This window comes from Streptomyces fumanus (genome assembly GCF_014655295.1).
In the GTDB taxonomy this organism is placed as follows: Bacteria; Actinomycetota; Actinomycetes; order Streptomycetales; family Streptomycetaceae; genus Streptomyces; species Streptomyces fumanus.
Map to the genome: position 1 here is coordinate 1 of NZ_BNBI01000021.1, position 22,507 is coordinate 22,507.

General features: G+C 74.2%; 22 protein-coding genes. 10 read left to right on the plus strand and 12 right to left on the minus strand.

Features of this window, described 5'->3' with window-relative positions; all coding sequences use genetic code 11:
* Positions 1-109: 109 nt before the first annotated feature.
* From IE316_RS32855 to IE316_RS32870, 4 genes are read left to right on the plus strand one after another with little or no spacing between them, the layout of a single operon-like run.
* Entirely contained in the window at positions 110-1,363 is a 1,254-nt protein-coding gene (locus IE316_RS32855; protein ID WP_190208211.1) for an ABC transporter substrate-binding protein, read from the plus strand.
* Positions 1,364-1,375: 12 nt separating this feature from the next.
* Complete coding sequence (locus IE316_RS32860; RefSeq protein WP_190208212.1) at positions 1,376-2,329, plus strand: carbohydrate ABC transporter permease; 954 nt, start codon at positions 1,376-1,378, stop codon at positions 2,327-2,329.
* A gap of 5 nt (positions 2,330-2,334) precedes the next feature.
* Entirely contained in the window at positions 2,335-3,189 is an 855-nt protein-coding gene (locus tag IE316_RS32865; protein ID WP_190208213.1) for a carbohydrate ABC transporter permease, read from the plus strand.
* A gap of 32 nt (positions 3,190-3,221) precedes the next feature.
* Entirely contained in the window at positions 3,222-4,601 is a 1,380-nt protein-coding gene (locus tag IE316_RS32870) for a GH1 family beta-glucosidase (RefSeq protein ID WP_190208214.1), read from the plus strand.
* 118 nt (positions 4,602-4,719) lie between these two features.
* On the opposite strand, the gene IE316_RS32875 is transcribed toward IE316_RS32870, so the two are convergent.
* Positions 4,720-5,961, minus strand: coding sequence for an ROK family protein (locus tag IE316_RS32875; protein WP_190208215.1), 1,242 nt, complete (start codon positions 5,959-5,961; stop codon positions 4,720-4,722).
* A 198-nt stretch (positions 5,962-6,159) separates the two neighbouring features.
* On the opposite strand from IE316_RS32875, the gene IE316_RS32880 reads away from it, so the two are divergent.
* The 3 genes from IE316_RS32880 (at position 6,160) to IE316_RS32890 (ending at position 8,496) form a co-directional block, all read left to right on the plus strand.
* Complete coding sequence (locus IE316_RS32880) at positions 6,160-7,332, plus strand: MFS transporter (RefSeq protein ID WP_190208216.1); 1,173 nt, start codon at positions 6,160-6,162, stop codon at positions 7,330-7,332.
* 94 nt (positions 7,333-7,426) lie between these two features.
* Entirely contained in the window at positions 7,427-8,161 is a 735-nt protein-coding gene (locus IE316_RS32885) for a maleylpyruvate isomerase family mycothiol-dependent enzyme (RefSeq protein ID WP_190208217.1), read from the plus strand.
* A 41-nt stretch (positions 8,162-8,202) separates the two neighbouring features.
* Positions 8,203-8,496, plus strand: coding sequence for a DUF6332 family protein (locus tag IE316_RS32890; protein ID WP_190208218.1), 294 nt, complete (start codon positions 8,203-8,205; stop codon positions 8,494-8,496).
* On the opposite strand, the gene IE316_RS32895 is transcribed toward IE316_RS32890, so the two are convergent.
* From IE316_RS32895 to IE316_RS32905, 3 genes are all read right to left on the minus strand, one after another.
* Entirely contained in the window at positions 8,457-9,122 is a 666-nt protein-coding gene (locus tag IE316_RS32895) for a response regulator transcription factor (protein ID WP_190208219.1), read from the minus strand. The genes IE316_RS32890 and IE316_RS32895 overlap by 40 nt on opposite strands.
* Complete coding sequence (locus tag IE316_RS32900; protein ID WP_190208220.1) at positions 9,119-10,363, minus strand: sensor histidine kinase; 1,245 nt, start codon at positions 10,361-10,363, stop codon at positions 9,119-9,121. The genes IE316_RS32895 and IE316_RS32900 overlap by 4 nt, the downstream gene beginning before the upstream one ends.
* Before the next feature lie 99 nt (positions 10,364-10,462).
* Entirely contained in the window at positions 10,463-11,779 is a 1,317-nt protein-coding gene (locus IE316_RS32905; protein WP_229910652.1) for a geranylgeranyl reductase family protein, read from the minus strand.
* 159 nt (positions 11,780-11,938) lie between these two features.
* Here IE316_RS32905 and IE316_RS32910 point away from each other — a divergent pair, with 159 nt between their 5' ends.
* Positions 11,939-13,294, plus strand: a complete 1,356-nt coding sequence (locus IE316_RS32910) for a dipeptidase (RefSeq protein ID WP_190208221.1) — start codon at positions 11,939-11,941, stop codon at positions 13,292-13,294.
* Here the strand turns inward: IE316_RS32910 and IE316_RS32915 are convergent.
* The 3 genes from IE316_RS32915 to IE316_RS32925 form a co-directional block, all read right to left on the minus strand.
* Positions 13,279-14,349, minus strand: coding sequence for an NUDIX hydrolase (locus IE316_RS32915; RefSeq protein ID WP_190208222.1), 1,071 nt, complete (start codon positions 14,347-14,349; stop codon positions 13,279-13,281). The two genes, IE316_RS32910 and IE316_RS32915, sit on opposite strands and share 16 nt — an antisense overlap.
* 143 nt (positions 14,350-14,492) lie before the next feature.
* Positions 14,493-14,681 carry a hypothetical protein gene (locus tag IE316_RS32920; RefSeq protein WP_190208298.1) on the minus strand — a complete coding sequence of 63 codons (189 nt, stop codon included), beginning with the start codon at positions 14,679-14,681 and terminating at the stop codon, positions 14,493-14,495.
* 213 nt (positions 14,682-14,894) lie between these two features.
* Positions 14,895-15,848, minus strand: coding sequence for an ROK family protein (locus tag IE316_RS32925; RefSeq protein ID WP_190208223.1), 954 nt, complete (start codon positions 15,846-15,848; stop codon positions 14,895-14,897).
* Between the two features lie 260 nt (positions 15,849-16,108).
* Here IE316_RS32925 and IE316_RS32930 point away from each other — a divergent pair, with 260 nt between their 5' ends.
* Together IE316_RS32930 and IE316_RS32935 are read left to right on the plus strand one after the other, a co-directional pair.
* The gene (locus tag IE316_RS32930; RefSeq protein WP_229910653.1) at positions 16,109-17,161 is read left to right on the plus strand and encodes a LacI family DNA-binding transcriptional regulator; all 1,053 of its coding nucleotides are present in this window, start codon (positions 16,109-16,111) and stop codon (positions 17,159-17,161) included.
* A gap of 6 nt (positions 17,162-17,167) precedes the next feature.
* Positions 17,168-18,016 (plus strand): hypothetical protein, encoded by an 849-nt coding sequence (locus IE316_RS32935; RefSeq protein WP_229910654.1) that lies wholly within the window; start codon positions 17,168-17,170, stop codon positions 18,014-18,016.
* On the opposite strand, the gene IE316_RS32940 is transcribed toward IE316_RS32935, so the two are convergent.
* The 5 genes from IE316_RS32940 to IE316_RS32960 form a co-directional block, all read right to left on the minus strand.
* Positions 17,949-19,238: a DUF6986 family protein gene (locus tag IE316_RS32940; protein WP_190208225.1), complete on the minus strand. Its 1,290-nt coding sequence runs from the start codon at positions 19,236-19,238 to the stop codon at positions 17,949-17,951. The two genes, IE316_RS32935 and IE316_RS32940, sit on opposite strands and share 68 nt — an antisense overlap.
* A 172-nt stretch (positions 19,239-19,410) precedes the next feature.
* Positions 19,411-20,373 carry an electron transfer flavoprotein subunit alpha/FixB family protein gene (locus IE316_RS32945; protein WP_190208226.1) on the minus strand — a complete coding sequence of 321 codons (963 nt, stop codon included), beginning with the start codon at positions 20,371-20,373 and terminating at the stop codon, positions 19,411-19,413.
* 54 nt (positions 20,374-20,427) lie between these two features.
* Entirely contained in the window at positions 20,428-21,216 is a 789-nt protein-coding gene (locus IE316_RS32950; RefSeq protein ID WP_190208227.1) for an electron transfer flavoprotein subunit beta/FixA family protein, read from the minus strand.
* A 229-nt stretch (positions 21,217-21,445) separates the two neighbouring features.
* Positions 21,446-21,955, minus strand: a complete 510-nt coding sequence (locus IE316_RS32955; protein ID WP_190208228.1) for a flavin reductase family protein — start codon at positions 21,953-21,955, stop codon at positions 21,446-21,448.
* Positions 21,956-22,094: 139 nt separating this feature from the next.
* Positions 22,095-22,487, minus strand: a complete 393-nt coding sequence (locus tag IE316_RS32960; protein WP_229910659.1) for a TlpA family protein disulfide reductase — start codon at positions 22,485-22,487, stop codon at positions 22,095-22,097.
* Positions 22,488-22,507: the final 20 nt, after the last annotated feature.

Here is a 22,507-nt window from a genome sequence, read left to right on the forward strand (position 1 = left end):
CTGACCCCGATCCGCGGGTCCGCCGGTGCCCGCGAAGCTCCTCCCAGCCCCCGCGCGACGCAGTGGTCGCGCGGGCGGGCCGGCACCCCCTCGTACCCAAGGGCACACCGTGACAGCACACTCTCCGGCCGCCGCGCACCGCGGACGCTCCCGCAGAACCGTCGCGTCGTTCGCCGCCGTCTCCGTCCTGGTCGCCGGGGCGGCGCTGACCGGCTGCGGACAGCAACGCGACGCCGACGTGTACACCGTGATGAACTCCTCGACCGACGAGTCCTACCACCGCTGGGACGCGGAGGCGATGGCCCGCTGCGGCAAGCAACTGGGCATCACCATCGAGCAGCAGAGCGTCCCGGCGGCACAGGTCATGACCAAGGCGCTGCGGATGGCGTCCTCGAAGTCGCTGCCGGACATCGTCCAGTTCGACGCCTCCGAGATGCCGACGTTCGCCGAGGCGGGCGGTCTCGTCGACCTCAGGACGCTCGGCCTGAGCACCCGGGACATCCCCGAGGGCATCGTCAACTTCGGTTCGTACAAGGGTACGTACTACGGTGCCGCCCGGTCGGTGAACACCCTGGCGCTGTTCTACAACAAGGACCTCCTCGACCAGGCCGGCGTCGAGGTGCCCACCACCTGGGACGAGCTGCGCGCGGCCGCCGAGAAGCTCACCCAGGGCAACCGGTACGGGCTGGCGCTCAGCGCGGGCGGCGCGGAGGACGGCGTCTTCCAGTTCACGCCGTTCATGTGGTCCAACGGCGGCGACGAGACCGACCTGGACAGCCCCCAGGTCGTCCAGGCGCTCGACTACTGGAAGGCCCTCCTGGCGGACGGGTCGCTGTCGAAGTCGACCGTCAACTGGACGCAGGCCGACGTCAACGACCAGTTCATGGCCGGCAACGCGGCCATGATGATCAACGGTCCGTGGCAGGTCGAGACGCTCAACACCAAGAAGTCGCTGCACTGGGAGATCGCGCAGATCCCGGTGCCGAAGGCGGGCGGCGACTCGGTCGGCCCGCTGGGCGGTGCCGTGCTCACCGTGCCCAACACGGGCGACGAGCGGCGTGAGAAGATGGCCGGCAAGATCGTCGCGTGTCTGTCCAGCCAGCGGGAGCAGCTCACCTACGCGCTGAACAGTTGGATGGTCCCGGCCAACTCCAAGGCCGCCGCCGTCTGGCGCCAGCGGGTGCCGGAGCTGGACGCGCTCGCCGACCAGGTGGCCGCCGCCCGGTCCCGTACCGCCAAGCTGGGCGCCGGCTGGTCGAGCGTGTCGCTCGCCCTGCAGAGCGCCTTCCAGTCCGCCCTGACCGGCCAGTCCAGCGAGGCCGCCCTGAAGCGCGCCCAGCAGCGGGCCACGAGCGGGAACTGAGGAACCGCGACCATGACCACGTCCACTGTCACCGCACAGACGGCCGCGAAGGCCCCGGGAACGGCCGGCGCGTCCGACCCCGACCGGATCAGGCGCCGGCGCCGGCTCACCCAGTGGGGGTTCGTCGCCCCCGCGGTCGTCTTCATGCTGCTGTTCTTCGGCTACCCGCTCGTCCGCAACGTCGTGATGAGCTTCCAGCACTACACGCCGGAGACCTTCTTCACCGGTGAGTCGCCCTTCAACGGCACCGACAACTGGTCGAACGTGTTCCAGGACGCCCTGTTCGGCAAGGCGCTCTGGCACACCCTGGTGTTCACGGCCGGATCGCTGCTCGGCCAGTTCTCCATCGGGCTGGGGCTCGCCGTCTTCTTCAGCCGCCGCTTCCCGCTCAACGGTGTACTGCGGTCGTTGATCCTGCTGCCCTGGCTGGTGCCCATGGTGGTGTCCGGCATCGTGTGGCGCCGCATCCTGGACCAGGACACGGGTGTACTGAACTCGTTCCTGGACACGCTGGGCATCGGCGGACACACTCCATGGTTGACCGATCCACACATGGCCCTGCTCTCCGTCATCCTGGTCAACATCTGGATCGGCATCCCCTTCAACATGGTCATTCTGTACGGCGGTCTGCAGGAGATCCCGAAGGACCTGTACGAGGCGTCCGCACTGGACGGGGCGTCCGCATGGCGCACGTTCCGGTCCATCACCCTGCCGATGCTCAAGCCGGTCATCACCGTCGTGCTGGTCCTCGGCTTCATGTCGACGGTCAAGATCCTCGACCTGATCCTCGCCCTGACCGACGGCGGCCCGGCCGACTCCACCCAGACCCTGGGCACGCTCACCTACCAGAACTCCTTCGTCCAACTGGACTTCGGGGCGGGCGCGGTCGTCGGCAACGTACTCATCCTGATCTCCGCCGTCTTCGCGGTGTTCTACCTGCGGGCCAACCGCACCGAGGGGAAGTGACGGCCATGGCCTCTCCCACGTCCACGCAGGAGTCCGCCGGCCGGGCCACCACCAGGTCCCGGCGGAAGTGGGGCTCCACCGTCGCCGGCGTGCTCATCCTGTGCGTGATGCTGTTCCCGCTGTACTGGATGCTCAACACCGCGCTGCAGCCCGAGTCGGGGCTGCTGGAGGTCGACCCGGTGCCGGGCGGCCTGGACCTGTCCGGGTTCTCCAAGGCCATCAGCGACCAGGGCGGCAACCTGCTGACCTCGCTGGCGGTGTCGCTGGGCGCGGTGGTGATCTGCCTGGCGATCGCGGCCCCGGCGGCGTACGGGCTGGCGCGGTTCGGGCTGCGCGGCTCGAGGACCATCGTGTTCGGCACGCTGATCACCCAGATGGTGCCGGGCATCGTCATCGCCAACGCGCTGTACAACTCGTACGTCGATCTGGGCCTGGTGAACTCCTATTTCGGCCTGATGCTGGCGGACGCCTCGCTGGGCATCCCCTTCTCCATCGTGCTGATGCGATCCTTCATGGTGTCGATCCCCGGCGAGGTGATCGAGGCCGCGCAGATGGACGGTGCCGGCCCGGTGCGGACGTTCGTCAAGGTGGTGCTGCCGATGAGCCGGAACTCGCTGATCACCTCGGGTCTGTTCGCGTTCCTGTTCTCGTGGAGCGACTTCATGTTCGCGCTCACCCTGAACACCACCGACGAGGTCAAGCCGGTCACGCTGGGTATCTACCAGTACATCGGCGCGCACGTCGGCGACTGGGGCTCGGTGATGGCGGCGTCCGTGCTGTCGGCGGTCCCGGCGGCGATCCTGCTCGTGCTCGCCCAGAAGTACATCGCCGCCGGCATCACCGGCGGCTCCGTCAAGTGACCACCACGACCCCAGGAGATGGGCTTTCCCCGATGAGTGACTTCCCCGGCTTCCCGCCCGGTTTCGTCTTCGGTGCCGCGACCGCCTCGTACCAGATCGAGGGCGCGGCACGCGAGGACGGCCGCGGCCCGTCGATCTGGGACACCTACAGCCACACCCCGGGCCGGACGGCCAACGGCGACACCGGTGACGTGGCCTGCGACCACTACCACCGCTACCCGGAGGACGTGGCGCTGCTGCGCGACCTGGGCGTGGACTCGTACCGCTTCTCGATCGCTTGGCCGCGGATCGTGCCGGACGGCTCCGGTCCGGTCAACGCCAAGGGGCTGGACTTCTACTCGAAGCTGGTGGACGAGCTGCTGGCGGCCGGCATCGAGCCCGCCGCCACCCTCTACCACTGGGACCTCCCCCAGGCCCTGGAGGACCGGGGCGGCTGGCGGGTGCGGGAGACGGCGGAGCGGTTCGCCGAGTACACGGCGGTCGTCGCCGAGCACCTGGGCGACCGGGTGCCGCGCTGGATCACCCTGAACGAGCCGTGGTGCAGCGCCTTCCTCGGCTACTCCATCGGCCGGCACGCGCCGGGCGCCCAGGAGGGCCGGGGCGCGCTGGCCGCCGCCCACCATCTGCTGGTCGGCCACGGCCTGGCCGTCCAGGCGCTGCGCGCGGCCGGGGTGCGGGAGGCCGGCATCACCCTCAACCTCGACCGCAACCTGCCCGCCACCGACTCGCCCGCCGACCTCGCGGCGGTGGTCCGCGCCGACACCCAGCACAACCTGGTGTGGACCGAGCCGATCCTGGCCGGCCGCTACCCGGCCACCGAGGAGGAGACCTGGGGCGAGCTGATCACCGGGGCGGACTTCCGCCGCGACGGCGACCTGGCGCTGATCTCCCAGCCGCTGGACTTCCTCGGCATCAACTACTACCGGCCGATCGTGGTCGCCGACGCCCCGTACCGCGAGCCCGACCCGGCGCGGCGCACGGCCACGGACAACCGGTACGAGGAGGTCACGCTCCCCGGCGTGCGGCACACCGCGATGAACTGGCCGGTGGTCCCCGAGTCCTTCACCGACCTGCTGGTCCAGCTCAAGAAGCAGTACGGCGACACCCTGCCGCCGGTCCACATCACGGAGAACGGCTCGGCCGAGGACGACGTGGTGGCCGCCGACGGCGCGGTGCACGACGGCGACCGGGTGGAGTACCTGCGCGGCCACCTCACCGCGCTGAAGGCGGCGATGGACGCGGGCGTGGACGTGCGCGGCTACTACGTGTGGTCGCTGCTGGACAACTTCGAGTGGGCGTTCGGCTACGACAAGCGGTTCGGGATCGTCCGGGTCGACTACGAGACGCAGCAGCGCACCCCGAAGGACAGCTTCCGCTGGTACCAGGAGCTGATCGCCAAGCACCGCGCGTGAGGTGACGGGGCGCCGCCCGCTCGCCCCTCACGCACCGCGCGTGACGTGACGGGGCGCCGCCTGCGCCCTCCCTGACGCACCGCGCGTGAGGCCGTCGAGTGACGGGGGCGCCGCCCCCTCACTCCCCCACGCGTTCCGCGTACGCCGCCGGGTCCTCCAGCACCTCGCGGACGATCACGCCGGCCGCGCCGCGCGCCGCGTCCCCCAGCGGGGAGGCGGCGCGCAGCCGTTTGCCGTCCTCGGTCCACAGCCCGGACACCACGCGCAGCGCCAGTTCCCGTTCGACGGCGGGCGCCAGCCACTCCATCAGCTCCCGGTAGGCGCCGCCGAGCATCACCGCGTCGGGGTCGAAGAGGTTGACCGCGCCCGAGACGACGAGGCCGAGCCTCCGTCCGGCCTGTTCGATCGCCGCCAGCGCGGCCGGTTCGCCGCGCCGGGCCCGGCGTCCGAGGTCGGTGACGCCGCGTACGCCGGAGTCCGCGTCGATCCCCGCGGCCCGCAGCAGGGCGGCCTGTCCGGCGTACTGCTCCAGGCAGCCGCGGGCCCCGCAGCGGCAGAGCGGGCCGTCGGGTTCCAGGACCATGTGCCCGATCTCCCCGGCGAAGCCGTGGGCGCCGCGCAGCAGTTCGCCCCGCAGGACCAGGGCGCCGCCGACGCCGATCTCGCCGGTCAGATAGAGGAAGCTGCGCACGCCCTCGGTGCCGGCGCCGAACCACAGCTCGGCCAGGGCGGCGGCGTTGGCCTCGTTGTCGGAGCTGACCGGCAGCGCCCGGTGGGCGGGGCGCAGCGCGAGCAGGGCCTGGGCGAACAGTCCCTCGACGGCGACCCGCTGCCAGCCCAGGTTGGGGGCCTGGCGGACGGTGCCGCCGGTCACCAGGCCGGGCAGGGCGAGGTGGACGCCGGCCGGCAGCAGGTCCTGCTCGGCCGCCGAGCCGATGGCGCGGGCCGCCAGCCGGGCGGCGTGGGCGAGCACCTGGGAGGGCGGGACGCCACGGTTGTCGACGTGTTCGACGAGCCGGACCCGGTCGGTGCCGGCCAGGTCGACGACGCATACGGCGACGTAGTCGATGTTGATCTCGACGCCGAGGCCCGCCGGGCCGGTCCTGGCCACCTTCAGGACGGTGCCGGGGCGGCCCACCTGGCCGCTGCTGGTCTTGCCCCACTCGGTGACGAAGCCGTACTCCAGCAACTGTTCCACCAGGGACGACACCGCGGCCCGGGTGAGTCCGACGTGCGTGGCGACGCCGGCTCTGGTCGCCTCCCCCGCGTCGTGCACGGCCCGCAGGACCAGACTGAGGTTGTGCCGTCTGACCGTGGCCTTGTCGGCCTTGGGTCCGAGGGGGGTGAGGTGGTTCTTCATCGTGCTGTCGAGCGTATGCGACCGGGCCGGGCGTCGCCGTGGCGGTGCTGGCCGGCCGGGGTCCGGGGCGGACGGGGCGGCCGGGACGGAGGCGGCGGCGCGGGGATCGGCGCAGGGGGCGGCACCCTTGCCCCGTTTCCCGTCCCCGCCTAGCCTGACTTTGTGCCGCTGATAAACAAAACCCGTTCGCACAGCGCCGTGCCGGGTCCCCGTGCCGAACTGGCCCGGCTCCGTGCCGTACTGACCGTCTTCTTCGCCCTCGACGGCTTCGTCTTCGCCGGCTGGGTGGTGCGCATCCCCGACATCAAGGAGCGCACCGGCGCCTCCGCCAGCGCCCTGGGCCTGGCGCTGCTCGGCGTCTCGGCCGGGGCGGTCGTCACCATGACGCTGACCGGCCGGCTCTGCCGCCGCTACGGCAGCCACCCGGTCACCGTCGTCTGCGCGGTGCTGCTCTCGCTGAGCGTCGCCCTGCCCCCGCTGACCCGCTCCGCGCCCGTCCTCGGCGCCGTGCTGCTGCTCTTCGGGGCCGCGTACGGCGGGATCAACGTGGCCTTCAACAGCGCCGCCGTCGACCTGGTGGCCGCGCTGCGGCGCCCGATCATGCCGAGTTTCCACGCCGCGTTCAGCCTCGGCGGCATGGTCGGCGCCGGGCTCGGCGGGCTGGTCGCGGGCTCCCTGTCGCCGGCGGAGCACCTGACCGGGCTGACGGTCGTCGGTCTGCTGGTCACCCTGGTGGCGGGCCGCGTCCTGCTGCGCTGCCCGGTCCCCGCCCCGCCGGACCGGGCACCCCGCGCGCAGGCGCAGCCGCGGCGGCCGGTCCGCCGCACCCGCGTCCTGGTGGTCACCTTCGGCCTGATCGCCCTGTGCACGGCGTACGGCGAGGGCGCCATGGCCGACTGGGGCGCGCTGCACCTCAAGGAGGACCTGCACGCCTCGCCGGGGCTGGCGGCGGCCGGCTACTCCTGTTTCGCGCTCGCCATGACCCTGGGCAGGCTGACCGGCACGACCCTGCTGGAACGCCTCGGCCGCACCCGTACCGTGGTGGCCGGCGGCACGGTCGCCGCGGCCGGGATGGTGCTGGGCTCGCTGGCGCCGTCGGTGTGGGCGGCGCTGTTCGGCTTCGCGGTCACCGGGCTGGGCCTGGCCAACATCTTCCCGGTCGCGGTGGAACGGGCGGGGGCGCTGGGCGGCCCCGGCGGTGTCGCCACCGCCTCCACCCTCGGCTACGGCGGCATGCTGCTCGGGCCGCCCGCGATCGGTTTCATGGCCGACTGGTTCTCCCTGCCGGCGGCCCTCACCAGCGTCGCGGTCCTCGCGGCGATCGCCGTGCTGATCACCCTGGCGACCCGCCGCGCGGCGGACCCGGCCTGACCGGGCATCGGGCGCGCGGCTCCCGGCGGCGGCCCGCGTCCGGCCCCTGAAACCCGTTGCCTCCGGGCGCACTTCATCGGGCACACTCCCTGCCATGGAAACCGCCGCGTACATACATGTCCTGGACCGGGAAGGCCGGCTGCTCGCCGACGCCGCGGAGGCGGCGGGGAGCGCCGCCGAGGTGCCGACCTGCCCCGCCTGGCGGGTGCGGGACCTGCTGCGGCACACCGGGGCGGTGCACCGCTGGGCCACCGGGTTCGTCGCCGAGGGGCACACCGCGCCCCGCCCCCTCGGGGACGAGCCGGACCTGGACGGCACCGCGCTCACGGACTGGTTCCGCGAGGGGCACCGGCGGCTCGTCGACACCCTCGCGGCGGCCCCGGCCGGCCTGGACTGCTGGCACTTCCTGCCCGCCCCGACCCCGCTGGAGTTCTGGGCGCGGCGGCAGGCCCACGAGACGGCCGTGCACCGCTTCGACGCGGAGGCGGCCCGGGGCGGCGAGCCCACCGGCGTCGGCACCGCCTTCGCCGTGGACGGCGTCGACGAACTGCTGCGCGGCTTCCACGCCCGCGAGAGGAGCCGGGTCCGGGTCCCCGAGCCCCGGGTGCTGCGGGTGCGGGCGACCGACGCGGACGACGCCGTCTGGACCGTACGGCTGTCGGAGCGGGTGCCCGAGGCCGAGCGGGGCGTGACGGCGGACGCCGACTGCGAGGTGGCCGGTCCGGCGGCGGAGCTGTACCTGGGCCTGTGGAACCGGGTGCCGCTGCCGGGTGTGACCGGGGACGCCTCCCTCGCGGCCCTGTGGCGGGAGCGGTCGGCGGTCGGCTGAGGCGGCTTGCCCCGCCGCGCGGACGCTGTGACACTCCCCCCATGACCAGTGACGGGGGACGGCGGACGCAGGCCGAACGGGACGCGATCACCGTGGAGATCGGGTACGCGCTGTGCAGCGCGGTGTTCGCGGCGGCGGTGCTGTTCGGCGCCGTGGCCGGACCGGCGTACGTGTTCGGTCTGTCGGGCGGCGCGCGGACCACGCTGACCGGGACCGGGGCGACGCTGGCCGCCGTGGTGTTCGTGGCCCGGGTGGTGAGCGTGCTGGTCCGCTTCCGGGCCGGGACACGGTCCGGTCAGCCCAGCCAGCCCGGCCGGACCAGCCCGGACTCGTAGGCCAGCACGACCAGTTGGGCCCGGTCGCGGGCGCCGAGCTTGACCATGACGCGGCTGACGTGGGTCTTGGCGGTGAGCGGGCTGACGACCAGCCGGCGGGCGATCTCCTCGTTGGACAGGCCCATGCCGACCAGCGTCATCACCTCCCGTTCCCGCTCGGTCAGCCGGGTCGGCGCACCGGCCGCGGCGGGCTCCTTGGACCGGGCCGCGAACTCGGCGATCAGCCGCCGGGTCACGCCCGGCGAGAGCAGCGCCTCGCCCGCCACCACCGCCCGTACCGCGCGCGGGAGTTCCTCCGGTTCGGTGTCCTTGACCAGGAACCCCGAGGCGCCCGAGCGGATCGCCTCGAAGACGTACTCGTCGAGTTCGAAGGTGGTCAGCATCACCACCCGCACCTCCGCGAGGTCCGGGTCGCCGGTGATCCGGCGGGTCGCGGCCAGCCCGTCCAGCACGGGCATCCGGATGTCCATCAGCACCACGTCGGGCCGCAGCGCGCGGACCGCCCGTACCGCCTCCTCGCCGTCGGCGCACTCCCCGGCCACCTCGATGCCGGGCTGCGCGTCGAGCAGCGCGCGGAACCCGGCCCGCACCAGTGACTGGTCGTCGGCGAGCAGTACCCGGATCACCGGTCGTCCTCCCTCGTCCCCGCGGCGGCGACCGGCAGGACGGCGAGGACGCGGAAGCCGCCGTCGGGCCGCGGCCCCGCCTCGATGGTGCCGCCCAGGGCCGCCGCCCGCTCCCGCATCCCGGCGAGTCCGTTGCCGCCGCCGCCCGCGTCGGCCCCGGCCGGGGGCCCGTCGTCGTCGACCCGGAGCCGCAGCGCGCCCCCGGCCGCGTCGAGCCGCACGCGCGCGTGCCGGGAAGCGGAGTGCCGTACGACGTTGGTGAGGGCCTCCTGCACGATGCGGAACGCGGCCAGGTCGGTGCCGGGCGGCAACCGGGGCGGGCGGCCCCGGACCGCGACGGCGAGTCCGGCGGCGGCCGCCTGCTCCACCAGCTCGGGCAGCCGGTCGAGGCCCGGGGCGGGGGCGCGGGGGGCGTCGCCGGGGGCGCGCAGGGTGTCGAGTACCTGGCGCACCTCGCCGAGCGCCTCCTTGCTCTGGGCCTTGATGGTGCGGAGCGCGGCGCGGGCCGGCTCGGGGTCGCTGTCGAGCAGGGCGAGGCCGACGCCCGCCTGCACGTTGATGACGGAGAGGCTGTGGGCGAGGACGTCGTGCAGCTCGCGGGCGATCCGCAGCCGTTCCGCGTCGGCGCGGCGCCGGGCGGCCCGGGCCCGTTCGGCCCGGTCCCGCGCCCCCTGCTCGCGTCTGACCCGGGCCAGCTCCGACACGGCGACGACGGCCACCGCCCAGGCGGCGACGACCGCCTCCTGGCCCCAGGACGCGGCGGTGTCCCCGGTCGGCGGCAGCCACCGGTACAGCCAGTGGGCGATCAGTACGTGCCCGGCCCACAGCAGGCCCGCCGCCGCCCACGCGGCCCGCCGGTGCCCCGCGACGACGGCGCCGAAGCAGGCCACGGCGACGGCGAACAGCACCGGCCCGTACGGGTATCCGGCGCCCAGGTACACCAGGACGACGGCCGCCGTGCCGAACGCCACGGCCACCGGATGCCGCCGGCGCCACAGCGGCAGCGCCCCGGCGAGCAGCAGCAGCGCCCCCGCGAAGGCGTCCAGGGCGGCCCGCTCGCCCTCCTGGGCCCGCGCGGCGAAGCCCGACCCGACCAGTACGAACCCCACCAGCACGGCGGTCGACCGCCAGGGCGGGCGGGGCGTCCGCCGGCCGTCCTCCGCGGGGTCCGCCCACGGGGGACCGTAGCGCCACCACGGCCGCGGCGCCCGCTCCGGCGCCCGCTCCCGCTCTGCGTCCATGCCGGCCACGCTAGCCGCCGCGCGCCGGGGGCGGCGTCGTCCGCGTGGGGTGAGACCGCGTACTCCTGGGGGAGTACGGCGGGCCGACCGGGATCCGGGTCAGGAGGGGGTGGCCTCCGCGCCCGGGGCGCCACCGGACGCACCACCGGACGCGCCACCGGACGCGCCACCGGACGCATCGGCGGGCGCGGCGTCGGGCGCGGTCGCCGCCCGGCGGTCCATCGCGTTGAGGGCCCGCTGCGCGACCGGATGGCTGCGGACCAGCTCGCCGAGCGTGGTGGAGCCCTGGGTGATGTCCCGGAACGCCCGCCAGGCCGGCCGGAAACCGGTCAGGGCCGCGTGGAAGAGGCCGGGGCGGCGCTCGAACACGGACAGCAGGCGCTTGCCGACGCTCATCTCGACGCCGAGCCCGGCCTTGACCGCGAACGCGTAGTTCAGGGCCTGGCGGCGGGCGTCCACCGCGTCGTGCGCCTCGGCGATCCGCACCGCCCACTCCCCCGCCAGCCGCCCGGAGCGCAGCGCGAAGGAGATGCCCTCGCGGGTCCACGGCTCCAGCAGCCCGGCCGCGTCGCCGCAGACCAGCACCCGGCCCCGGGACAGCGGCGAGTCGTCGGCGCGGCAGCGGGTCAGGTGCCCGGAGGAGATGCTCGGTTCGAAACCGGCCAGGCCCAGCCGCCCGATGAAGTCCTCCAGGTAGCGCTTGGTCGCCGCGCCCTCACCGCGGGCGGAGATGACCCCGACCGTGAGGGTGTCGCCCTTGGGGAAGACCCAGCCGTAACTGCCGGGCATCGGGCCCCAGTCGATGAGGACCCGGCCCTTCCAGTCCTCGGCGACCGGCTCCGGCACCGGGATCTCCGCCTCCAGGCCCAGGTCCACCTGGTCGAGCTTGACGCCGACGTGGGCGCCTATCCGGCTGGCGCTGCCGTCCGCCCCGACCACGGCCCGCGCCAGCACGGTCTCGCCGCCTTGGAGCACCACCGCGGCCGTCCGCCGGTCCGGCACCGCCGAGCCGTGCTGCTCGACCCGCGTCACCGTCACCCCGGTGCGCAGCTCGGCGCCCGCCTTCTGCGCGTGCTCGACGAGCTGCTGGTCGAACTCGGGCCGGTTGACCAGCCCGAACAGCATCTGCTTGGAGCGGCGGGTGCGGGTGAAGCGGCCGTTGTGCGAGAACGTCACCGCGTGCACCCGGTCTTGGAAGGGCAGTTCGAAGCCGGGGGGCAGCGAGTCGCGCGAGGGCCCGATGATGCCGCCGCCGCAGGTTTTGTAGCGGGGCAGGTCCGCCTTCTCCAGCAACAGCACGCGCCGTCCCGCGACCGCCGCCGCGTAGGCGGCCGAGGCCCCCGCGGGTCCCGCGCCCACCACGACCACGTCCCAGACCTGACGCGCGTCGTCCGCCGAAGAGTTCTCGCTGCTCACGATGGTCTACTGCTCCGATCAAACCGCATGCCGCACCTGTCTCCCGCATCCTACGGCGGGCATCGCCGCAGGCCGCTGTGGGAGGATCGACAATCTGATCGACAACTTGATCGACTACCTGTACGACCCCGCAACGTCGCACCCACAAGGAGCGTGCCCATGTCCTCGAACCCGGTCGCCGAGACCGTCGCCTCACTGCTGCCCCGGGCGCGGACGGAGCTGGCCGAGCTGGTGGCCTTCAAGTCGGTGGCGGACTTCGAGCAGTTCCCCAGGAGCGAGAGCGAGGCCGCCGCCCGGTGGATCGCCGACGCGCTGCGCGCCGAGGGCTTCACGGACGTGTCCCTGCTCGACACCCCCGACGGCACCCAGTCGGTGTACGGGTACCTGCCCGGCCCCGAGGGCGCGAAGACGGTCCTGCTCTACGCCCACTACGACGTGCAGCCGCCGCTGGACGAGGCGGGCTGGGCCACTCCCCCGTTCGAGCTGACCGAGCGCGACGGCCGCTGGTACGGGCGCGGTGCCGCCGACTGCAAGGGCGGCGTCATCATGCACCTGCTGGCGCTGCGCGCGCTGAAGGCGAACGGCGGCGTCCCGGTGCACGTCAAGGTGATCGCCGAGGGCTCGGAGGAACAGGGCACGGGCGGCCTGGAGCGGTACGCCGAACAGCACCCGGAGCTGCTCGCCGCGGACACCGTCGTCATCGGCGACGCGGGCAACTTCCGGGCCGGGCTGCCGACGGTCACCTCGACCCTGCGCGGCATGACCCTGCTGCGCGTCTCGGTGGACACCCTCGAAGGCAACCTGCACTCCGGCCAGTTCGGCGGGGCCGCGCCCGACGCGCTGGCCGCGCTGATCCGCACCCTGGACTCGCTGCGCGCCGAGGACGGCTCGACCACCGTCGACGGGCTGGCCGGCGACGGCCGCTGGGAGGGGCTGGAGTACGACGAGGCGCAGTTCCGCAAGGACGCCAAGGTGCTGGACGGCGTGGAGCTGATCGGCTCGGGCACGGTCGCCGACCGCATCTGGGCGCGGCCGTCCGTCACGGTGCTCGGCATCGACTGCCCGCCGGTCGTCGGCGCCACCCCGTCCGTGCAGGCGAGCGCGCGGGCGCTGGTGAGCCTGCGGGTGCCGCCGGGCGTGGACGCCGCCGAGGCGACCAAGCTGCTCCGGGCGCACCTGGAGGCGCACACGCCGTGGGGCGCCCGGGTGGCCGTGGAGCAGATCGGCCAGGGCCAGCCGTTCCGCGCCGACACCGGCAGCCCGGCGTACCGGGCGATGGCGGACGCGATGGCGGTGGCGTACCCCGGGCAGGAGATGAGTTACGCCGGCCAGGGCGGCTCGATCCCGCTGTGCAACACGCTGGCCGCGCTCTACCCGGAGGCGGAGATCCTGCTGATCGGCCTGAGCGAGCCGGAGGCGCAGATCCACGCGGTGAACGAGAGCGTCTCGCCCGAGGAGCTGGAGCAACTGTCGGTGGCCGAAGCGCTGTTCCTGCGCAACTACGCGGCGGGCTGAGGACCGCCCCCGTCGCCGACCGGGACGCCCGCCTCCAGGTAGAGCGCGGCGCCCCGCTCGCGCGCCCGCAGCGCCCAGCGCAGCCGCTGGTAGCGGACCGGCGGGAGCAGCCCGGCGGCCTCCTCCTCGGTGACGAAGCGCCAGGCGCGCAGTTCGGGGCCGGGCAGGAGCAGCCGGGCGGCCTCGGCGGAGTCGAGGCGTCCGCCGTCGAAGAGCAGCCGCAGCCCGCCGTAGCCGGGGGGTGCGGGCGGCTCCCAGTCGACGACCAGCAGCGCCGGTACGTCGTCGAGACGGATGCCGGTCTCCTCGGCGACCTCGCGGATGCCGGCCCGGGCGGGGGCCTCGCCGGGTTCCACGACTCCGCCGGGGAACTCCCAGCCCGGCTTGTACGTGGGGTCGACGAGCAGGAAGCGGTCGTGCTCGTCGAAGAGCAGGACGCCGGCGGCGAGCGTCTCGGCGGTGGGTTCCGGGGTCTGCACGATGTCGCAGACGGGCACCTCGCCGCCGCCGACCGCGTCGGCGATGCGCACGGCGGTCTCGCGCGGGGTGAGGGCGCCGGTGTCGATCGGATGGGCGTCGGCCGCCAGCCAGGAGGCGAGGGCGGCCCGGTACGGGGCGATGTGGTCGAACGACCACTGCCGTACGCGGATGTCGCCGTCGGGCAGGTCGGGGGGTATCTCGCGGTGGGCGATCCGCTCACGCAGGATCGTTTCCGCCGGGGCCAGCAGTATGTGGTGGACGGCTATGCGGCGGGCGGCGAGGCCGCCGAAGATCTCGTCGCGGTACTCCTGGCGCAGCAGGGTCATGGGGACCACCAGCGTTCCGCCCAGTTCGGCGAGCATCGCGGCGGCCGTGTCGATCACCAGCCGGCGCCAGATCGGGAGGTCCTGGTAGTCGCCCACCTCGGCCAGGCGTTTGGGCGGCAGCAGGTGCGCCAGCCCGCCGCCGATGACCTCGGGGTCGAAGAGCGTGCTGTTCGGGATCAGGTCGATCAGTTCCCGTGCGGTGGTGGTCTTGCCCGCACCGAACGCGCCGTTGATCCAGACGACGGTCACAGGTCCCCCTCTTCTGTTGGCCCCCTGTGGCTTGCCCGCTCCACCCTGCCACGGAAACCAGGCCCAGTTGAGGGCGGGCACGACGGCGCCGACGCCCGCCTGCCGGGGGCGTCGGCGCCGCGGGGGCCCCGGAGCGGGGCCCGTCAGTCCCCGGACCGCTCGTCGTGGTCGAGGGGGGTCAGGTGGTCGGGGGCGTCGGCGACGGCGTCGAGGGCGTCGACCGCCGTGCCGGGGCGGGCCGGGGCCTCGGCGCCGGCGTGGGAGGGGGTGACGGCCGCGACGACGAAGCCGGTGGCCAGGGAGGCGAGGGCGAGCATGCTGCGCTTCTTCATGCCGGGTTCAACTGCGCGCACGGCCAGAAGGTCACCCCCGGCCCCGGCACGGACCGGACCCCGGCCCGGACACCCGCACCGTCACGCCCTTCGGTCAGGGACCCCGACCCGGCTGCGGACCGAGCCCGGCGCCCCTGGCTCGGACCCCCGCCCCGCCACCCCCACGAGGCCACCCGGCCACGGACCCGGCCCGGCGCCCCGGGGCGCCCCGGCTCAGACCCCCGCCACCGTCGCCCCCGCCGCCCGGCTCAGCGCCGCCGCGGCCGCGCCCACCAGGCCCGCGTCGGTGCCCATCCGGGCCGGGGCGACGGTCAGGCGCTGGACGAAGGAGAGGGTGGCGTACCGGGTCAGCGCCCGGCGCAGCGGGGCGAACAGCACCTCGCCCGCCTTGCCGACGCCGCCGCCGATCACGGCGATGTCGATCTCGACGAGGGTCGCGGTGGCCGCGATGCCGGCGGCGAGCGCCTGCGCGGCCCGTTCGAAGGAGGCGACGGCGACCGGGTCGCCGGCCCGGGCGGCGGCGGCCACCGCGGCGGCGGAGGTGTCGCCGTCCGGGCCGGGCCGCCAGCCGCCCTCCAGGGCGCGCCGGGCGATGTTCGGGCCGCTGGCGATGCGCTCCACGCAGCCGCGCGCCCCGCACGGGCAGGGGTCGCCGTCGAGGTCGACGCTGATGTGGCCGATGTGACCGGCGTTGCCGGTCGGGCCGGGGTGCAGTCTGCCGCCGAGGACCAGCCCGCCGCCGACGCCGGTGGACACCACCATGCACAGCGCGTTGTCGTGCCCCCGCGCGGCGCCCTGCCAGTGCTCGGCGGCGGTGATCGCCACGCCGTCGCCGATCAGCTCGACCGGCAGGTGCCCGGTGGCCGCCCGGACCCGCGCGACCAGGGGGTAGCCGCGCCAGCCCGGCACGTTGACCGGGCTGACCGTGCCCGCCGAGGCGTCCACCGGGCCGGCGCTGCCGATGCCGACGGCCCGGACGCGCGCCCACAGCGGGGCGGCGGTCAGCTCGCCGAGCACCTCCTCGACGGCCCGCATCACGGTGTCGCCGTCCTCCCGCGCGGGCGTGGCCCGCTGGGCGCGCACCAGGAGGCGGCCGTCGCCGTCCACCAGCGCGCCGGCGATCTTGGTGCCGCCGATGTCCAGCGCGGCCACGAGGTCGGTGTGCATCAGAGTCGGATCTCCCCCGTCGAGCATGAGAAACACAGGAGGACGGTGCGGGGCCGGCGCGTACCGGGCACGCGGGCCGCAGGGTCCGGTGGACAGTGTCCCCCGAGCCTGACAACGTTGTCCAGGCTCTATGCTCGACGCCACATCCTCATACAAACTCATGGGAGCCGCACCCCTCGTGCCGGGGGACGGCGCTCGCGAGCCCCGTGGACGACAGGAGCCGACCCATTCCCGTGGACGACAGGACAGGACACCCGACCGTGCCCCAGACGCCCCGCCGCGCAGAGCGCCCCCAGGGGAACCGCTACGGCAACCGGCCGACCATGAAGGACGTCGCCGCCCGTGCCGGAGTGGGCCTGAAGACGGTCTCCCGCGTGGTCAACGGGGAGCCGGGGGTGACCCCGGACACCGAGCGCCGTGTCCAGGAGGCCATCGACGCGCTCGGTTTCCGCCGCAACGACAGCGCGCGGGTGCTGCGCAAGGGGCGCACCGCCAGCATCGGCCTGGTCCTGGAGGACCTCGCCGACCCGTTCTACGGGCCGCTGAGCCGGGCGGTGGAGGAGGTGGCCCGGGAACACGGCGCGCTGCTCATCAACGGGTCCAGCGCGGAGGACCCGGACCGGGAGCAGGAGCTGGTCCTGGCGCTGTGCGCGCGGCGGGTGGACGGGCTGGTGGTGATCCCGGCCGGGGACGACCACCGGTATCTGGAGCCGGAGCTGCGGGCCGGGGTGGCGACGGTGTTCGTGGACCGTCCGGCGGGCGGCATCGACGCGGACGTGGTGCTCTCCGACAACTTCGGCGGTGCCCGGGACGGCGTGGCCCATCTGATCGCCCACGGGCACCGCAGGATCGGCTTCATCGGCGACATGCCCCGCATCCACACCGCCGCCGAGCGGCTGCGCGGCTACCGGGCGGCCATGGAGGACGCGGGCATACCGGTGGAGGAGTCCTGGATGTCGCTGGGCGTCACCGATCCGGAGCGGGTCCGGCGGGCCGCCGAGGAGATGCTCGCCGGCCCCGATCCGGTCACCGCGGTCTTCACCGGCAACAACCGGGTGACGGTCACCGTGGTCCGGGTGCTGGCCGAGCACCCGCGCGGGGTGGCGCTGGTCGGCTTCGACGACATCGAGCTGGCCGATCTGCTGCGGCCGGGGGTGACCGTGGTCGCCCAGGACGCGGCGGCGCTCGGCCGGACCGCCGCCGAGCGCCTCTTCCGGCAACTGGACGGCAGCCTGCTGGTGCCCGAGCGCATAGAGCTGCCGACCCGGCTGATCACCCGCGGCTCGGGCGAGCTGCCGCCGGCGGAGGGCTGACGGCGCGTGACGGACCGCACGCTGGCCGCGCTGGGGCTCGCCGAGGCGCCGCGCGAGCACCCGCTGCGCTATCCCGGGGCGTGGCCGCGGGAGTCGGGGCTGCTCGACGGGGACCGGCTGCTGCCGCTGGAGGTGCTGGTGCACCCGGACCGCACCCCGGTGGTGGCGATCGGCTCCAACGGCTGCCCCGGCCAGTTGCGGCACAAGATGGCCGAGTTCGGCATCGCCTCGCCGGTCCCGATGGTGAAGGCGGAGGTCACCGGCCTGGACATCGGGGTCTCGGCGCATGTGAGCCGCATGGGCTACGTGTCGGCCTCGCCGGTCGCCGCCCCGGGCACGGTCCGGGAGCTGTTCGTGCTCTGGCTGGACGCCGAGCAGTTGGCGGTGATCGACGCCAGCGAGGGCGTACCGCTGCCGGCCGGCAACTACCGGCGGGCCTGGCTGCCCGCGCCGGAGGTGCGGATCGCGCTGGCGGACGGCACGGTGCTGCCGGGCGCGTACGCGTACGTCAACCGGCACGGGGTGCTGCACGACGGCACCGGTGTGCCGCGCCGGCATCCGGGCCAGCGGGCGCTGATCTCCGGGCTGCTGGCCACCTCGGCCCGGTTGCGGGAGCTGTTCGGCAGCACGCCGGAGGAGTTCTGCGCGCGGGCCCGCGGCGACCGGCTGCTGTGCGCGCTCGGCACCGGGCTGCTGGCCGAGGAGGGCTGGGTCACGGCCTGTGGCCTGGAGCGGTACGTACGCGCGGACGCCGGCCGGCCGGAAGCGGGGCCGGCCGGCGGGGACGCTAGCGCGCCGAGGCGGTCAGGTCGCCGCGCCGGGGCGCCGCGAAGCGCTCCAGGTCGGCCCGGGTGAGGCCGGTGAGCCGGGCGACCTCGGCGGTGTCGAGGGCGCCGCAGTCCAGGCCGCGCAGCAGGTAGCCGCCGAGGGCCTTGGCGGTGGCGGGCTCGTCCATGACGTCGCCGCCGCCCTGGCCGGCGTAGCGGGCGAGGCGGGCGGCGGCCTGCTCGAAGCCCTCGCGGTAGAAGGCGAAGACGGCCGCGTACCGGGTGGGGAGGTGCCCGGGGTGCATGTCCCAGCCCTGGTAGTAGGCGCGGGCCAGGGCGCGGCGGGTGAGGCCGTAGTGCAGCTTCCAGGCGTCGTGGACCTGGGCGGTGGGGCCGACCGGGAGCACGTTGGTGGAGCCGTCGCAGACGCGGACGCCGGTGCCGGCGGCGGCGACCTGCATGACCGCCTTGGCGTGGTCGGCGGCCGGGTGGTCGCTGGCCTGGTGGGCGGCGGAGACGCCGAGGCAGGCGCTGTAGTCGAAGGTGCCGTAGTGCAGCCCGGTGGCGCGGCCCTCGGCGGCCTCGATCATGCGGGCGACGGTGGCGGTGCCGTCGGGGCCGAGGATGGACTGGCTGGTCTCGATCTGGATCTCGAAGCCGATCCGGCCGGGCGCGAGGCCGTGCGTCTCCTCGAACGCCGCCAGCAGTCGCGCCATGGCGGTGACCTGCTCGGCGTAGGTCACCTTGGGCAGGGTGAGGACGAGTCCCTCGGGCAGGCCGCCGGCCGCCATCAGGCCGGTGAGGAAGATGTCAAGGGTGCGGATGCCCCGGTCGCGGACGGCCGCCTCCATGCACTTCATGCGGATGCCCATATAGGGGGCGGCGGTGCCGGCGGCGTACGCCTCGGCGATCAGCCGGGCGGCGCGGGCCGCGTCCTGGTCCTCGTCCCGACCCTGGTAGCCGTCCTCGAAGTCGACGCGGAGGTCCTCGATCGGCTCGCGCTCCAGCTTGGCGCGTACCCGGTCGTGGACGGGCCCGGCGAGGTCCTCGGCCAGACCGAGGACGGCGGCGAGGGAGGCGGCGTCGGGGGCGTGTTCGTCGAGGGCGGCGAGGGCGGCGTCGCCCCAGGTGCGGATCGTGCCGGCGGCGAAGGCGTCGCCGGGGACGTAGACGGTGTGGACCGGCTGGCGGGTGCCGGGGTCTCCGGGGTAGCGGCGCGCCAGCTCGGCGTCGACCGGTGCGAGGGAGGCGCCGATCTCCTCGCCGACGGCGCCCGCGAGGCTCGTGGCCACCTTCTCCTGCTGCCCCATTCCCACACCCTCCATCGTCCTTGTTTTCCGCTTTATGGAATCAACAATCCGTAGAGTGAAGTTATCCGGCGGTCGTCCCGCCGGTCAACACCCCCCTGCGACGACGGCGCGAGGCCCCCGCGACCACGGACGGGTCGCGGGGGCCTCGGATGTGCCGCGGATGCCGGGGGGCTCAGCCCTTGCGGGCCTTGATCTCCTCGGTGAGCTGCGGGACGACGGCGAAGAGGTCGCCGACCACGCCGTAGTCGACCAGGTCGAAGATCGGGGCCTCGGCGTCCTTGTTGATCGCCACGATCGTCTTCGAGGTCTGCATGCCGGCGCGGTGCTGGATGGCGCCGGAGATGCCGGAGGCGATGTAGAGCTGCGGCGAGACGGACTTGCCGGTCTGGCCGACCTGGTTGGTGTGCGGGTACCAGCCCGCGTCCACCGCGGCGCGGGAGGCGCCGACGGCCGCGCCGAGCGAGTCGGCGAGCGCCTCGATGATCGCGAAGTTCTCCGCGCCGTTGACACCGCGGCCGCCGGAGACGACGATCGCGGCCTCGGTCAGCTCCGGGCGGCCGGTGGACTCGCGCGGCGTGCGCGAGGTGACCTTCGTGCCGGTGGCCTGGTCGGAGAAGGTGACCGACAGGGCCTCGACGGCGCCGGCGGCCGGGGCGGGCTCGACGGCGGCGCTGTTGGGCTTGACCGTGATGACCGGGGTGCCCTTGGAGACGCGGGACTTGGTGGTGAATGCGGCGGCGAACACCGACTGGGTGGCCACCGGACCGGAGTCGCCGGCCTCCAGGTCGACGGCGTCGGTGATGATGCCGGAACCGATGCGCAGCGCCAGGCGGGCGGCGATCTCCTTGCCCTCGGCGGAGGACGGCACCAGCACGGCGGCCGGGGAGACGGCCTCGACGGCGGCCTGGAGGGCGTCGACCTTGGGGACGACCAGGTAGTCGGCGTACTCGGCGGCCTCGTGGGTGAGGACCTTCACCGCGCCGTGCTCGGCGAGCGCGGCGGCGGTGTCACCGGCGCCGTTGCCCAGCGCGACGGCGACCGGCTCGCCGACGCGGCGGGCCAGGGTCAGCAGCTCCAGGGTCGGCTTGCGGACGGCACCGTCCACGTGGTCGACGTAGACGAGGACTTCAGCCATGGGACTTCTTCTCTCCTGCTCGGATCAGACGATGGGCGGTCGGCGGGGCGGGGCTCAGATGAACTTCTGGCCCGCCAGGAACTCGGCGAGCTGCTTGCCGCCCTCGCCCTCGTCCTTGACGATCGTGCCCGCGGTGCGCGCCGGGCGCTCGGCCGCCGACTCCACCACGGTGTAGGCGTTCTCCAGGCCGACCTCGTCCTCGTCGATGTCGAGGTCGGACAGGTCCCAGGACTCCACCGGCTTCTTCTTGGCCGCCATGATGCCCTTGAAGGACGGGTAACGCGCCTCGCCCGACTGGTCGGTGACGGACACGACCGCCGGCAGGGACGCCTCCAACTGCTCGGAGGCGGCGTCGCCGTCGCGGCGGCCCTTGACCGTGCCGTCCTCGACGGAGACCTCGGAGAGCAGGGTCACCTGGGGTACGCCCAGGCGCTCGGCGAGCAGCGCGGGAACGACGCCCATGGTGCCGTCGGTGGAGGCCATGCCGGAGATCACCAGGTCGTAGCCGGCCTTCTCGATCGCCTTGGCCAGCACCAGGGAGGTGCCGATGGCGTCGGTGCCGTGCAGGTCGTCGTCCTCCACGTGGATCGCCTTGTCGGCGCCCATGGACAGCGCCTTGCGCAGCGCGTCCTTGGCGTCCTCCGGGCCCACGGTCAGGACCGTGATCTCCACGTCGTCATCGGAGTTCTCCGAGATCTGCAGCGCCTGCTCGACCGCGTACTCGTCCAGTTCGGAGAGCAGACCGTCCACGTCGTCCCGGTCGACGGTCAGGTCATCGGCGAAGTGCCGGTCGCCGGTGGCGTCGGGCACGTACTTCACAGTGACAACGATCCTCAAGCTCACGCCGGCTCTCCTACTGCGTCGACATTTCCGTTGCTGCCTCTTGCAGGCAGCATAGGCGCCCCAAGCGGCCGATCCCGGGCGGGGCGTCCTGCGCCTCCACGCGGAATATTACTCGTCAGTACATCCAGTTCCTGCCCGCTAAGCAAGCGCTTTGAACTGTGACCTGTGCAACGCAGCGTAACCGGAACCCGACGGCCGCGCGGGACCGCCCCGGGGACCGTCCGCGCGCTCAGTCCCGCAGGCCGCCGAAGCGTCCCTGGTGGTACAGGAGCGGGCTGCCGGCGCCGGTGGGATCGCCGAGGAGGACCTCGGCCAGCACGATGCGGTGGTCACCGGCGGGGACCCGGGCGGTGACCCGGCAGACCAGCCACGCCAGCACCCCGTCCAGCACGGGTACGCCCTCGGGCCCGGTGCGCCAGGAGGTGGCCGGGCCGAAGCGGTCGGCGCCGCTGCGGGCGAAGGTGGCGGCCGTCTCCCGCTGGTGCTCGCCGAGTATGTGCACGCCGACGTGCTCGGCCTCGGCCAGCACGGGCCAACTGGAGGAGCCGGTGCCGACGCCGAAGGAGAGCAGCGGCGGCTCGGCGGAGACGGAGGTGAGGGAGGTGGCGGTGAAGCCGACCGGGCCCTCCTCGCCACGTGCCGTGATCACGGCGACGCCCGCGGCGTGCCGCCGGAAGACGGACCGGAACAGGTCGGGGGCGGCGAGCCGCAGGCGGGCCAGATCGGGGGTGGCCGTCATGCGCGGTGTCCTTCCGTGCTGCGCCCCCAGCCGGACGGAGCGGGACCGGAGGGCATGGGGGCGGAATGACGACGGTAGGGGCCGGGGGCCGGCGGGCGCCCGGTCCGGGGCGGCCGTCCCGCGTCCGGCGCGGCGGTGCTCACAGGGCCTGCCCGAGGGCGGCGATCACGTCCGCCTTGCGGGGCTGTCCGGCGGCCCGCCGGACCACCCGGCCGCCCGCGTCCAGTACCAGCACGGTGGGGGTCTTCACCACCTCCAGCGCGCGCACCAGGTCGAGCCGGGCCTCGGCGTCGATCTCGACGTGGGCCACGCCCGGCACCAGGGCGGCGACCTCGCCGAGCACCCGCCGGGTGGCCCGGCAGGGGGCGCAGAAGGCGGTGGAGAACTGCACGAGCGTGGCCCGCTCGCCGAGTTCGGCGCCCAGTTCCGCCGGATCGAGCCGGCTGTCCTCCTCGCGCACGCCTCTCCCTTCCGTCCCGTCGGTCCGTGACACGACAGCGCTCCGGAGGGCGCGGAGATTCCCGGCCGCCATGACGTGCGGGGACGACGTGA